13 protein-coding genes are annotated in these 11,971 nt (G+C 42.3%); 10 read left to right on the top strand and 3 right to left on the bottom strand.

Features of this window, described 5'->3' with window-relative positions:
• Positions 1-99 precede the first annotated feature (99 nt).
• The 8 genes from GLO7428_RS22705 to GLO7428_RS22670 all read left to right on the top strand — a co-directional run bounded on the left by GLO7428_RS22705 (position 100) and on the right by GLO7428_RS22670 (position 7,341).
• Positions 100-963: a YafY family protein gene (locus GLO7428_RS22705; RefSeq protein ID WP_015190932.1), complete on the top strand. Its 864-nt coding sequence runs from the start codon at positions 100-102 to the stop codon at positions 961-963.
• A gap of 119 nt (positions 964-1,082) precedes the next feature.
• A complete protein-coding gene (locus tag GLO7428_RS22700; protein ID WP_015190931.1) occupies positions 1,083-1,856 on the top strand; it encodes a cyclopropane-fatty-acyl-phospholipid synthase family protein in 774 nt (257 codons plus the stop codon).
• Positions 1,857-1,895: 39 nt separating this feature from the next.
• Positions 1,896-2,243, top strand: coding sequence for a cupin domain-containing protein (locus tag GLO7428_RS22695; protein WP_015190930.1), 348 nt, complete (start codon positions 1,896-1,898; stop codon positions 2,241-2,243).
• Positions 2,244-2,434: 191 nt separating this feature from the next.
• Positions 2,435-2,797, top strand: a complete 363-nt coding sequence (locus tag GLO7428_RS22690; protein ID WP_015190929.1) for a group 1 truncated hemoglobin — start codon at positions 2,435-2,437, stop codon at positions 2,795-2,797.
• Between the two features lie 133 nt (positions 2,798-2,930).
• Positions 2,931-3,389 carry a hypothetical protein gene (locus GLO7428_RS22685; protein ID WP_015190928.1) on the top strand — a complete coding sequence of 153 codons (459 nt, stop codon included), beginning with the start codon at positions 2,931-2,933 and terminating at the stop codon, positions 3,387-3,389.
• 55 nt (positions 3,390-3,444) lie between these two features.
• Positions 3,445-4,395 (top strand): NAD(P)/FAD-dependent oxidoreductase, encoded by a 951-nt coding sequence (locus tag GLO7428_RS22680; RefSeq protein WP_015190927.1) that lies wholly within the window; start codon positions 3,445-3,447, stop codon positions 4,393-4,395.
• A 4-nt stretch (positions 4,396-4,399) separates the two neighbouring features.
• Positions 4,400-4,732, top strand: a complete 333-nt coding sequence (locus GLO7428_RS22675) for a hypothetical protein (protein ID WP_015190926.1) — start codon at positions 4,400-4,402, stop codon at positions 4,730-4,732.
• Positions 4,733-5,037: 305 nt separating this feature from the next.
• Complete coding sequence (locus GLO7428_RS22670; RefSeq protein ID WP_015190925.1) at positions 5,038-7,341, top strand: nitric-oxide reductase large subunit; 2,304 nt, start codon at positions 5,038-5,040, stop codon at positions 7,339-7,341.
• 93 nt (positions 7,342-7,434) lie between these two features.
• On the opposite strand, the gene rpaB is transcribed toward GLO7428_RS22670, so the two are convergent.
• Entirely contained in the window at positions 7,435-8,163 is a 729-nt protein-coding gene (gene rpaB / locus GLO7428_RS22665; protein ID WP_015190924.1) for a response regulator transcription factor RpaB, read from the bottom strand.
• Between the two features lie 389 nt (positions 8,164-8,552).
• Here rpaB and GLO7428_RS28655 point away from each other — a divergent pair, with 389 nt between their 5' ends.
• On the top strand, positions 8,553-8,834 hold the full coding sequence (locus tag GLO7428_RS28655; RefSeq protein WP_015190923.1) for a hypothetical protein: 282 nt from the start codon (positions 8,553-8,555) through the stop codon (positions 8,832-8,834).
• A gap of 32 nt (positions 8,835-8,866) precedes the next feature.
• Here GLO7428_RS28655 and GLO7428_RS22655 read toward each other — a convergent pair whose 3' ends face one another.
• Both GLO7428_RS22655 and GLO7428_RS22650 read right to left on the bottom strand, forming a co-directional pair.
• The gene (locus GLO7428_RS22655; protein WP_015190922.1) at positions 8,867-9,571 is read right to left on the bottom strand and encodes a Crp/Fnr family transcriptional regulator; all 705 of its coding nucleotides are present in this window, start codon (positions 9,569-9,571) and stop codon (positions 8,867-8,869) included.
• 81 nt (positions 9,572-9,652) lie between these two features.
• A complete protein-coding gene (locus GLO7428_RS22650; RefSeq protein WP_015190921.1) occupies positions 9,653-10,306 on the bottom strand; it encodes an HAD family phosphatase in 654 nt (217 codons plus the stop codon).
• A 247-nt stretch (positions 10,307-10,553) separates the two neighbouring features.
• Here GLO7428_RS22650 and GLO7428_RS22645 point away from each other — a divergent pair, with 247 nt between their 5' ends.
• Positions 10,554-11,945, top strand: coding sequence for a glycoside hydrolase family 1 protein (locus GLO7428_RS22645; RefSeq protein ID WP_015190920.1), 1,392 nt, complete (start codon positions 10,554-10,556; stop codon positions 11,943-11,945).
• Positions 11,946-11,971: the final 26 nt, after the last annotated feature.

Below are 11,971 nucleotides of genomic sequence, written 5' to 3'. Positions count from 1 at the left end.
AATAGTGTCCGTAAGTTTTCGTTTTTTGTTGTTGCCTATCATCTTGGCACGCAAAATAGAGATTGACAAGATCAAATTCGTGTAAAGTGTCCGTATAAAATGAGTCGTAAAGGTCAGTCAATAACACTATCAATTTCAGAGCGGGATAAAGCGCAGCTAGAAACGATCGCTCGTGAATTGGGTATGCTGTGGGGCGATCGCCCAAATATCTCAAAACTTGTCGAAGCGATTGCCCGTCGTCAATTACTTATTGCTTCCAACAGCAATTGGTCTTCAGAACGTATTCAGGCATTAGCCAGGTCTTTTCAAGCTTTAACAGATACTGGACAAGTAGAACAAGCACAAATTATTGCCAACTTACTACTAGAACGCAGCGAAGTGTCCTTACCTTTACGCCGAGATATCGAGCGCTTTTTAGAGAATCTTCCTCCAGCTTGGCGGTTAGAAATTGACCGTTACCTGCTACGTCATCAGCCTTTTCAGCTTTCCTATCAAGATGCTGCGGAACGAATCTGGAACTTCACTGTGCGCTGTGGCAAAATTACCCTACACGAAAAACGCCAGTACCTCGATTGCTGGTGTGAAGAAGAAGGCAACTCAGACATACCCGAACTCGCTCATAATTGGAGTCTACGTTTAGATCGGATTACAGATGCAGCAGTAATTCCTGTTGCAGGTCATTGGCGATCGCAGTTGGATCGTATTGAAGTTGAAATGCACTTATTAGAAGGCTTAGCATTTGCGTATCAAGCCAAACCCGAAGATACGATTGTCGAGTGGTTAGCAGATAACCAGCGAATACGCCGAGTTGTTAGACAAGTGACTTCTAGCTTTTGGTTTTTGCGTGAAGTTATGCAGTATGCACCTGATTGCGTAATTGTATCTCCAGAGTCGATGCGCGATCGCCTCACTGCAAAGCTACGTACCTTGTGCCAGTTGTACGATATCGAAACCAATAGTTAGATCCTGAAAGACACCTTTTCCCAGTTACCAATTACCACTCAATAGTATGAGCTAGCTCAAAGACGAAACCATAAATTCCTGGCAAATTGAGGATAGTTGAGTTGAGAGGGTCAATCGAGATGACCAAGGCTACCCTCATGCAAACCGCACCTGGACACGAAGTTCTTGCCGCCGCAGGTAAAAAATATCTACGTCCTGGTGGGAGAATAGCGACAGAACAACTACTTCAGTGGGCGAATTTTCAACCAGGTGAGACAGTTTTAGAACTCGCAGCGAGTTTTGGCTATAGCGCGATCACGCTTGCACAACGATATGGTGTCACAGTTGTCGGTGTCGAGAAAAAACCTGAAAGTGTCCGCCAAGCGCGTGACAATATTCGTGCTGCAAACTTAGAAAATCAAATCGAAATCATCGAGGGTGACATTTTCCATCTCGACGCAATACCAGGACAGTTTGATTATGTTTTAGCCGAAGCTATCCTGACAATGCAATCTCCACCAGGGAAGGCTAAGATTTTGCAAGGAGTGCGCGATCGCCTCAAACCTGGCGGTAAGTTTCTCTCGCATGAACTATTAGCGCGTGACAACGAAGAACAAATTCGCGCTGAACTTGCACAAGTTATTCGCGTTAATGCAACACCACTTTCTGAAGCTAACTGGATTAATACCTATGAAAGTGCAGGCTTGCACGTCGAAAAAGTTCAGACTGGAGCAATGAGTCTCTTAAATTTTAGACAAATGTTTCAGGATGAAGGGGTTTTTAATACGCTACGAATTTTAGGAAATATTCTAACTCGCGAACCGATCCGTAAACGAGTTTTAGAAATGCGGCGTGTTTTCAACAAATACAATGAGGAATTAGGTTATATCCTCATCTGTGCTACTGCTCAGTAATTTTTAAATAATCCACCAACTCATGTTTAAGTAGAAATTATGACTTCTACCATCAATACTAGTGTGTCTGCGAAAATCCAACTGCGAGAACAAATTGAATACCCTAATACTGGAGTTCTTAGCAAAGTATTAATAAAAGACAACGCTTGTCAATATACGCTATTTTGTCTGGCAGCGAATACAGAAATATCTGAACATACTTCTACTTACAACGCCACAATTAATGTGATTGAAGGTGAAGGAATATTAAACCTTGAAGGGCAAGAAATCGCTTTACAACCAGGTATTTTTGTGTTCATGCCTGCTCATGCACCTCATGCACTAAAAGCAACAGAGAATCTAGCATTCCTCCTCACGCTATCTGAAAAGATTACACAGAGCAACTAGGGGAATTGGTAATAGGTAATGGGTAATGGGGAACTTGAAAAGCTTTTGGCAGCTTGGCAACTAGTATTTAGCCACACAAACGCCAACAGCTAAGCGAAGAGGGCTAATTGCTACCAATGACCTACCAGTTACCAGTTACTAGCCATTAAGTTACGTTTTTCAGCCAATTATTGATGACTTGAGGCACAAATATGCAAGCAACAACATTGTACGAGAAACTCGGTGGAGAGCAGGCTATTAAACAGGTTGTAGATGATTTTTACACCCGTGTTTTAGCAGACGATACTGTTAATTCCTTTTTTGCACATACAGATATGGAAAAACAGCGTCGTCACCAGACTGCTTTCATCTCATTTGCGCTTGGTAGTCCTACTCCTTACACAGGACGCTCGATGGAAAAAGCACACGCAGGTTTAAATTTGCAACCAGAGCACTTTGATGCGATTGTTAAACACCTAAGTGAAGCATTAGAGGTGCATCATGTACCACCAGCAGAAATTAATAAAATTCTCGATCGCATCACAACTTTAAAAGAGGCTGTGTTGTACAAGTAGTGACAACAGTGATGTTAAAGTAAAGCATCTATGAGCTAGCTCATAAAAGTAGTTAAGAATTTTTGTCAGGCTAGAGATACTACAGATGCAACTCAAAATGCAATCTCGATACCTGACGTAGGAGGTGGCTTTTATGGCACCTAACACCGAGAAACTCGCCAAAATTTATTTAGAAAGTTCTTCTGCTGAGATTTCTGAAGAAACTACTAATGAGCTTATTGATTTCATCATGAATCAATTTAGAGCGCTGCCGTTTGCGGTTCAAGCCTCAGAGTATATGCGGTATGACACAGTAGAGGAACTATACGCAGACATTGAAAAAGGACACTTATGGGTATCCATGGAAACCTACGGCGCAGATTTCTACCCGAATCCCTTCTACGGATTTGCATTTCTAGCAGTTCATGACTACGATCACTATCAAACGCATTCTGATTTTAGTCTTGAAGGTGAGATTACAGCATACCGAGCGATCGCCAAGCGTTCTCCCAGCTTAGAGATTCAAAAAATTCTTTACTCTGAGATTGTTCTTAAGTCTGCTGCACATCTCTATCTCGGACATGCGCCAGAACCGAAACTCGTTTTTGCTTGATTAACAGTAACTGCTCAAAAGTGTTCGATACGATGAATTCACACTGTTAATAGCGATGGATAACTTTGATTATGACGTAGTAATTGTAGGTGGCGGTCCTGCTGGTTGTACTTGCGCGCTCTACACTTCCCGTTATCAGTTAAAAACAGTGATTTTGGATAAAAACCCCTCGGCGGGTGCGCTGGCGATTACGCACAAAATTGCTAACTATCCAGGGGTGCGTGGTGAAGTCACAGGAAGTGAATTACTCGACGTGATGCGTCAGCAGGCGATTGAATTTGGAACTGACTATAAACAGGCTCAAGTTTTTGGCATCGATGCTGAAGATACTCAGAAAAAAGTTTACACGCCCGAAGGAACTTTTATCGGAAGATCGCTGGTACTCGCAACGGGAGCAATGGGGCGTACGCCTTCCATACCTGGTGAAACTGCGTTTCTAGGTCGAGGTGTGAGCTACTGTGCAACGTGTGATGCTGCATTTTATCGTAATTGCGATGTTGTTGTTGTGGGAATGAGTCATGAAGCGATCGCCGAAGCGCAAGTGTTAACAAAATTTGCGGCGACTGTGCATTGGGTAACTGCTAAAGATCCTGCCAGAAGCAACGAATACGCGCAAGAACTCCTCGCTCAGCCTCAAGTGAAGCTTTGGAAAAAAGCCCGCTTATCCGCCATTGAAGGCGACGACAGTGGCGTTACAGGCGTTGATTTGTACTTGATGAGCGATAAGAAAACGCAACACGTTCCCGCCGAAGGAGTCTTTGTTTACTTACAAGGAGCCAAACCGATCGTTGATTTTCTCGGCAATCAGATTGAACTCAAACCAGATGGCGGCGTTAAAGTTAGTGAAATGATGCAAACGAGCATCCCAGGAGTTTGGGCAATCGGAGACATTCGCAACACGCCTTTTAAACAAGCAGTTGTAGCCGCTGGAGATGGTTGCATCGCCGCGATGGATATTGACCGCTATCTCAAGCAACGCAAGAACGTCAAACCTGACTGGGGTTAAAAGCATGAGTACTAACAACTTTGTTAAGTGTCGTTACTTAGGTTGGGGTGACTTACAGGAGTTTCGTCAAACCTCGTTAGCCGATAACGAAGCTTTAATTTACACCACTCCTACAAGTGATGTACCAGTTTTAATTCGTGGCTTCCTCAACTGCATTCGCTCAAATGAACTCAAAGCAAAATTACCTGCACAACTTTCCGAAAATGATCTTGTAGGAGCGATCGTGGCAATGGTAAGAAATTTACCAGAAACTTTATTAACAGAATTTGATGAATGGCTAAGGAATACCCAATCAAAATCAACAGATACTGTTGTATGCGCCGCCTTGAGTTGGTAGCTGAAATGGTATTTCTGTCTATGTATAAAATTATCACTACACCATCGCTTCAATCACTTCACAATCTATCGCTACTAACAACCCAAATGCGATCTTTGTCAAACAAATCTACTTGGTAATGACGCTTATATCACAATAATTCACTATCCACAAAAATCTCTCTTTCTTATTTTCTTTGTGTACTTTGTGGTTCGTATCAAAAAATACCCAACCCTCAGAGCAAACTCATATAAAACTTGAACCTACAGAATTAGCATTGCAAAACACTAACTCAATCACTTCCCATCCACACACTTTTAATCGCTATGGCATCAACACTCATAGATTCCCACTCCAAAACACCACGCAAAACACGCCAATTAAGCTTACCAGTGTGGCTAGTTTTAATCTGCATCATTGCCTTTTCTGTTTTATTAGGAACTGGGGCAATTATTTGGAAAAATGCTCCACCCGTACCAGCAACAATTCGCTCTCCTCAACAAGAAATCATACTAACCCAACCAGAAATTCAAGCCGGACAAGAAATTTATCTAGCGCGTGGCGGACAACATATCGGTAGTATTTGGGGGCATGGAAGCTATTTAGCACCCGATTGGACGGCTGATGTTCTTCACCGCTGGGGTTTAGCCACTGCGGGAGTTTTATTCAACGAAAATCCTGAGTTCTCGCAAGCTGATTTAGAAGCTTTACCAGTACCAGAACGCGCTAGCTTACAAGCACAAGTCAGCGAACACTTTAAAACTAATCGATACGATCCACAAACACATGATTTGATTCTCACAAATGCTCAAACTCAAGGTTTGAAACAGGTCTTTCAAGATTACCAAAAACTCTTAGCACGCGGTTCTGCGATTCACTCAATTCCTGATGGATGGTTTAAAGACGATACACAAATTCATAATGTTACAGCTTTCTTTGCTTGGACAGCGTGGGCTGCGGCAGCGAATCGACCAAATGCACCATTTTCTTATACCGCCAATTGGCCGCATGATGACTTAATTGGTAATCAACCACCAGGACAATTTTTAATTTGGTCAATCGTATCAATTGTCGTACTCATTGCCGGAATTGGCATATTTTTATTAGTCTATTTAGCGCAAGAAGAATCTGACGAAGTACAACCAGTACCAGCACGCCCCGCAGTCCGAATTCCGACTCCTAGCCAAAAAGTGACCTCGCTATATTTTGGCGTAGCTATGGTGTTGTTTTTGGTACAAATTCTCATGGGAATGTTTACTGCACACTATGCTGTAGAAGGAGAAGGATTTTACGGAATTCCTTTAAATCAATTTCTTCCTTATGCCGCATCTCGCACTTGGCACTTGCAATTAGCTATATTTTGGATTGCAACGTGTTGGCTTGCAGCAGGATTATACTTTGCTCCGCGTTTTGGTGGTTTTGAGCCTAAATTTCAAGCATTGGGTAACACAATTCTTCTCATCGCACTCGCTGTCATTGTCGGTGGTTCGATGATTGGTACTTGGGAAGCAGTAACAGGAGTTTTGGATGTAAAAAGTAGTTTTTTGTGGGGACACCAAGGCTATGAATACATCGAATTAGGAAGAGTTTGGCAAGTGTTGCTCATTGCGGGTATGACCTTTTGGTTATGGTTGATGTATCGTGCATTTAAACCTGCTTTGCAAAAAGAGAAAAACCCCACTGGTTTAAGTCATTTTTTCCTTTATAGTGCGATCACAATTCCTTTATTTTATTCAGTTGGGTTGATGTATACTAATCACACACCATTGAGTATTGCTGAATATTGGCGGTGGTGGGTGATTCACCTCTGGGTCGAGGGCTTTTTTGAAGTATTTGCTACAGTTGTTATTGCGTATCTTTGCAGTGAATTAGGCTTTTTGAAGCGTTCTTCGGCGCTAAGAGCTACTTATCTAACGACAATTTTATATCTTGGTAGCGGCGTAATTGGAACTTTGCATCACTTGTATTTTTCTGGTACACCATCTTTTATTGCAGCGATGGGGGCGGTATTTTCGGCATTAGAAGTTGTTCCATTATCTCTAATAGGTTTTGAGGTGTTAAAAACACTAAAACTGTCGCAGGAAGCTGAAGGATTTTATCGTTGGCCTTTACGCTTTTTCATCGCTACTTGTTTTTGGAATTTAGTTGGTGCGGGTGTGTTTGGTTTTTTGATTAATCCCCCGATTATTCTTTACTATTCGCAAGGTTTAAATACGACGCCAATTCATGCCCATTCTGCTTTGTTTGGGGTTTACGGTTGTCTTGCTTTGGCACTCATGCTATTTGCTTTTCGCGAATTTGTACCTGAAGATGCTTGGAATGAAAAGTTACTGCGTTTTGCGTTTTGGGCAATTAATGGTGGTTTGGTCGTGATGTTGGTTTTTGGTTTAATTCCCAATGGTTTTTATCAACTCGTCGAGTCAGTAAATCATGGTACTTGGTTTGCACGGAGTGCAGAAGTCATTACCAGCCCTTGGATGCGATGGACGGTGTGGCTACGAATTCCAGGGGATATTATTTTTGCGGTTGGTACACTGGCAATGTTTGCATTTACTGTAAGAGCAATATTCGCGGTTTTCCGCTTTCCGGTACAAACCACCATTGCAGAATTAAAGCCTACTGAACGTTAATTCCTTGTTAAATAATTTTTAGTCTCCAAGAGCAAACTTGGAGATTTTTTTGTGTCAGGGCGATCGCTACTTTATCTTGACATTAATTGCATTCTATGCACCTAGAACTTGTGGGATTTCAGTTACCTTCTGAAAAAAATAGCCCGTACCTCGGTCTGTATGAATAAATTCTGGGTTTTTGGGGTCTTCTTTCAGCTTGACTCGTAGCCGCGAGATGTGAACATCAACAACTCGGACATCGGCTTGCTGGCGCGGACCATAGCCCCAAATCTGTTGCAATATTTCAGCACGAGATATGACTTCTCCAGCACGCAGAACCAGCAGTTTTAGTAAGTTAAATTCTAAATTAGTTAACCGAATTCGCTCTTCACTAAGCGTGACTTGTCGCTTATTAAAATCAATTTGCAACCTACCTGCGCATACGACTCCCGAACCGGATACGTTAGCGCGATCGACTCGGCGTAAAATTGCTTCAATTCTGACTTCCAATTCCTTAGGAGAAAAAGGCTTGACAAGATAGTCATCCGCACCTAGCTTCAGCCCCGTAATGCGATCTGCAACGTCACCCAAGGCAGTTAGCATAATAATCGGAATATCAGAAGTCTCGCGAATTTCTTGACAAACACCATATCCATCCAGCTTTGGTAGCATTACATCTAAGACTACGAGATCGGGGTCTTCGGCTATGAAGACCTCTAAAGCTTCTTTTCCGTCAGCAGCTGCTACAACTTTGTACCCCACCATAGAAAGCCTTGTGGTGAGAATGCGACGGATCATTGCTTCATCGTCTACCACCAAAATTTTCTTCTTATCGCTCGCCACTATCGAGTACTCCTTGCTTGTGTTCAGCAACTCGCTAGCAATTCTTGTTATGGCTAAATTGACCCATCATTAAGATTGCCTCGCGTTTTGAACCTGAAGCGTTTTGAGATGAGTTATTACGGTCTTGATAACAAATGATAACAAATGTTTTCATAAAACGGTGGGCTTAGCCGCAGCAAAGCTGTTTCCAAGAAATGTTTTTTTAGCTCGATGCGTATGTTCATACAGGATAGGGCTTTGGTAAGATAGCGATTTAGCAGTTGAGATATCACAATGTTACACAAGCGTGAGTGACTACTTCAAGCTCTTATAATTCATTGTTACAACTTCTGTGACTCACTGGCGAACTGTTATCATCAAAGGTCAAAGCTTACACTCAGAAGACTGACATGGCAAATCCCTTCCTTGGTGTTAGGATTCCTCCTGAGTTAGAACAGGCGATTCTTGCCAGGATGAAAGAAACAGGGCAGTCTAAATCAGAAATCGTGATTAGCGCCCTTAGGTCTTATTTGGGCATGATGTCTTGCCATGAAAGGCTAGATAATGTCGATCAAAGGTTGTCAGCACTAGAAAAAGGCGTTAAAGAAGCTCTAGAATTGATGGTTCTGTATAGGCAAAAGCATAGCGTTTATCCTACAAACCATAGTTTTGATCGTCATTCAGATGTATAATTTAATTTCAATATTGCAGAAGTAGGGTAAATTTACTCGGTCCTTTCTAATTCTCCACGCGCGATCGCTTCCAATTTCTCCATATCCGAAATCGCGATCTTTCCACCTCGATAATAAGCAAGGCAGTTAAGACTTTTAATTAATCTTACGCATTCTTCATAAGTAATGCCAATACTCCGCGCAATGCGATAGTAAGGTAACTTGACGTGTAAATACTCGCCATCTTTAGTATTTTTGGTGCCGTATTCTATCGCAGAATAATGAATTAATCTTGCTAAGCGCACGATCGCGCGTTCGGAAACTAAACCATGAACTGTTTCATGCAGTTGTTGCAGGCGCGAATTGAACACCATCAGCATCTGTAAGGCAACATCAGGATTTTGCTGAATTGCGCTGAGTAATGCATCGCGCTCGACAGTTAGAATTTGACAATCCGTTTCTGCTGTTACGGTTGCTGGGGCAATTCCGTTACCCAAAAGTGCTGGCGCGGCAAAAATTTCTCCGGCACGTAATGCCCGTAAAATCGTTTCTTTGCCTGTCGTTGCGGTTTTGGTAACTTGTAATGCTCCATCGATGAGAGCATACAATTTAGCTGGCAAGCGATCGCCTTCATGAAATACAATTTCTCCTTGCAAATATTGGCCGACTTGTGTATGAGGTTGCAACTTCAACTTGTCTGGAGTTTCCAAACCTGCCAACACACTGACTTGCGAAATTTGCTCAATACTTGCTTGCATACGGTCATTGCTGGTAATTGGACATTAGAAAGAATATCTACTAATTACCTATTGCCTATTTCCGCCTAATTGTGATTTTAGTTATTTAGGAACTCCCAGCAATTCCCATAGCCTTGAGTCGGTATAATCAGGAATAACTAAGGTCGCGCCTAGTTCATACAGTTCGCTGGGTTCTTGAGTCGTAGCAATACCGACAGTTTTAATACCGGCGGCAACCGCCGATCGCATTCCCGAAGGTGAATCTTCAAAAGCTAAAGCTTCGCCTGGGGTGATGCCAAACTCTTTAAGAATATACTCATAAGGCGCAGGGTCAGGCTTAGGGATACCAACCTCAGCGGAGATAACAACGCGGTCAAATGCGGTGGAAAGCTGCAATACCTCTAACATATATTCCGCATTCGCACGCGGCGCGTTTGTAACTAATGCTTGTTTAAGTCCGCGTTCGGTTCCCCAGGCGATCGCGTTGCTAAGTCCAGGAAGTGGCGTGAGAGTACCCGCAACTTGGCGAAAACGGGCTTCTTTGCGATCGCTAAACTCATAAATTGCGTTTGTTGACCACTCTGGCATAAAATCGCGCACGATTTGGGGATTGAGTCGCCCACTCATGTGATTTTTGTAGAACTCTTCATCAATCTCAATACCGTATTCCTGCAATATTTCGCGCCAAACTTGGTAATGGAGAGGATCGGTATTGACGATAGTTCCATCAAGGTCGTACAAAATTGCCGCCAGCATGATTCTTTACGGTGAAAGCCTATTGCTGACATTAACATAATTAACTCCTGCACCTGTGTACATTATCTGTTGTTTCTTTAACCTCATGCTGATTTATAAGTGTCAGGGTAGATGCGCTAGATGGCGGTAATCAGAAAAATATTAACCACAGAGGCATAGAGAGTACGCAGCGAAGATTTAGAAAACAGAGTTTATACGGTAAGCGTATTTCTACTTCTGCTAAAGAGTTGTTGGCAGGAAAATAATAATGTTTGTACAAGATAAATTTCTTTGGGGTGTTGCGAGTGCTGCTTATCAAGTTGAAGGCGGTTATCAGGCTGATGGTAAAGGACGCTCAAATTGGGATGTTTATACGAATGACTATCAGGTGACTAAGGCGTTTATTGACAAACAGCATACGGGAAATGTTGCGATTAATTTTTACGAGCGATCGCAGTATTTGCAAGATATTGCGTTGATGAAACAACTGGGTGTCAATGCTTATCGCTTCTCAATCGCCTGGTCGCGTATTCTTCCTAATGGGACGGGTGAAGTCAACTCGCAGGGTATAGCTTATTACAATCAGTTAATCGACGATCTTTTAGCAAATGACATTGAACCTGTCATCACCAATTTTCATTGGGATTTGCCGTATAAATTACAACAAAGAGGTGGTTGGAGTCATTCTGATTCGGTTCAGTGGTATGTGGAATATACTAATGTTTTGTTTACGAATTACGGCGATCGCGTCAAGAAATTTATTACGTTTAACGAACCTTTTATTTATCTATTTTTCATTGAACCTTTAGCACACAATGCGATCGCGAAAAAGGCAAATCCTTATGCGATCAGTAATGAAACTTACGGCAAACAAGCAGAAGCAGTACATCATTTGTTATTAGCAAGTGCGATCGCCACTCAAAATTATCATCAGTTAAATTTAGGTGGAGTCATTGGCATTACTTTAAGCTTTACGCCGACTATTCCGCTAGATGCAAATAATATAGAAGATGTCCAAGCAGCTACTGTGTTTGATGGTTTGCATAATCGCTGGTTTTTGGATGCCATTTATAAAGGCAAATATCCAGATGATATTGTGAAATTGCACCAGAAATATAATCCTGCTCTTCAAGTATCAGCAGCGGATATGCAGTTAATCGCTGCGCATAAACCAGATTTTATTGGTGTTAATTTCTATGCGCCAGCCTATATCAAAGCCGATGCTTCCGCACCTTACGGGGCAGAGTGGTTCTCAACGAACCCAGATGAGGTGAAAATGTTTAATGGTCCTGTTCGACCAGAGTATCTTTATCAGCTGCTGGTGTGGATCAAAAATGAGTATGGCAATCCGACGATATACATTACCGAAAACGGTGCAGGTTTTGGTGCGGCTGACGAACAGCTAAACGGAAATATTGTTAAAGATCGTTTACGTACTGACTACATCAAACGTCATATTGATAGTGCTTTACAAGCAAAACGCGATGGTGTAGATTTGCGCGGATATTTTCTATGGAGTTTTTGCGATAACTTTGAGTGGCTGTTTGGGTACGACAAGCGCTTTGGCATTGTGTACGTTGATTTTGATTCGCAGCAAAGAACGCCGAAACAAAGTTTTTACGCATATCAGCAGATTATTAATGAACGCAAGTGCGAATGAATTCGCGGCTGCATAAACAAAGTTCA

Origin of the sequence: Gloeocapsa sp. PCC 7428, from assembly GCF_000317555.1 — a bacterium.
Taxonomy (GTDB): domain Bacteria; phylum Cyanobacteriota; class Cyanobacteriia; order Cyanobacteriales; family Chroococcidiopsidaceae; genus Chroogloeocystis.
This window is presented reverse-complemented; position numbering and strand designations above follow the sequence as displayed.

Excerpts from the sequence above, each read along its gene's own strand:
- GLO7428_RS22705 (WP_015190932.1), top strand. The coding sequence starts at position 100 with ATGAGTCGTAAAGGTCAGTCAATAACACTATCAATTTCAGAGCGGGAT.
- GLO7428_RS22700 (WP_015190931.1), top strand. The coding sequence starts at position 1,083 with ATGACCAAGGCTACCCTCATGCAAACCGCACCTGGACACGAAGTTCTT.
- GLO7428_RS22695 (WP_015190930.1), top strand. The coding sequence starts at position 1,896 with ATGACTTCTACCATCAATACTAGTGTGTCTGCGAAAATCCAACTGCGA.
- GLO7428_RS22690 (WP_015190929.1), top strand. The coding sequence starts at position 2,435 with ATGCAAGCAACAACATTGTACGAGAAACTCGGTGGAGAGCAGGCTATT.
- GLO7428_RS22685 (WP_015190928.1), top strand. The coding sequence starts at position 2,931 with ATGGCACCTAACACCGAGAAACTCGCCAAAATTTATTTAGAAAGTTCT.
- GLO7428_RS22680 (WP_015190927.1), top strand. The coding sequence starts at position 3,445 with ATGGATAACTTTGATTATGACGTAGTAATTGTAGGTGGCGGTCCTGCT.
- GLO7428_RS22675 (WP_015190926.1), top strand. The coding sequence starts at position 4,400 with ATGAGTACTAACAACTTTGTTAAGTGTCGTTACTTAGGTTGGGGTGAC.
- GLO7428_RS22670 (WP_015190925.1), top strand. The coding sequence starts at position 5,038 with ATGGCATCAACACTCATAGATTCCCACTCCAAAACACCACGCAAAACA.
- GLO7428_RS28655 (WP_015190923.1), top strand. The coding sequence starts at position 8,553 with ATGGCAAATCCCTTCCTTGGTGTTAGGATTCCTCCTGAGTTAGAACAG.
- GLO7428_RS22655 (WP_015190922.1), bottom strand. The coding sequence starts at position 9,571 with ATGCAAGCAAGTATTGAGCAAATTTCGCAAGTCAGTGTGTTGGCAGGT.
- GLO7428_RS22650 (WP_015190921.1), bottom strand. The coding sequence starts at position 10,306 with ATGCTGGCGGCAATTTTGTACGACCTTGATGGAACTATCGTCAATACC.
- GLO7428_RS22645 (WP_015190920.1), top strand. The coding sequence starts at position 10,554 with ATGTTTGTACAAGATAAATTTCTTTGGGGTGTTGCGAGTGCTGCTTAT.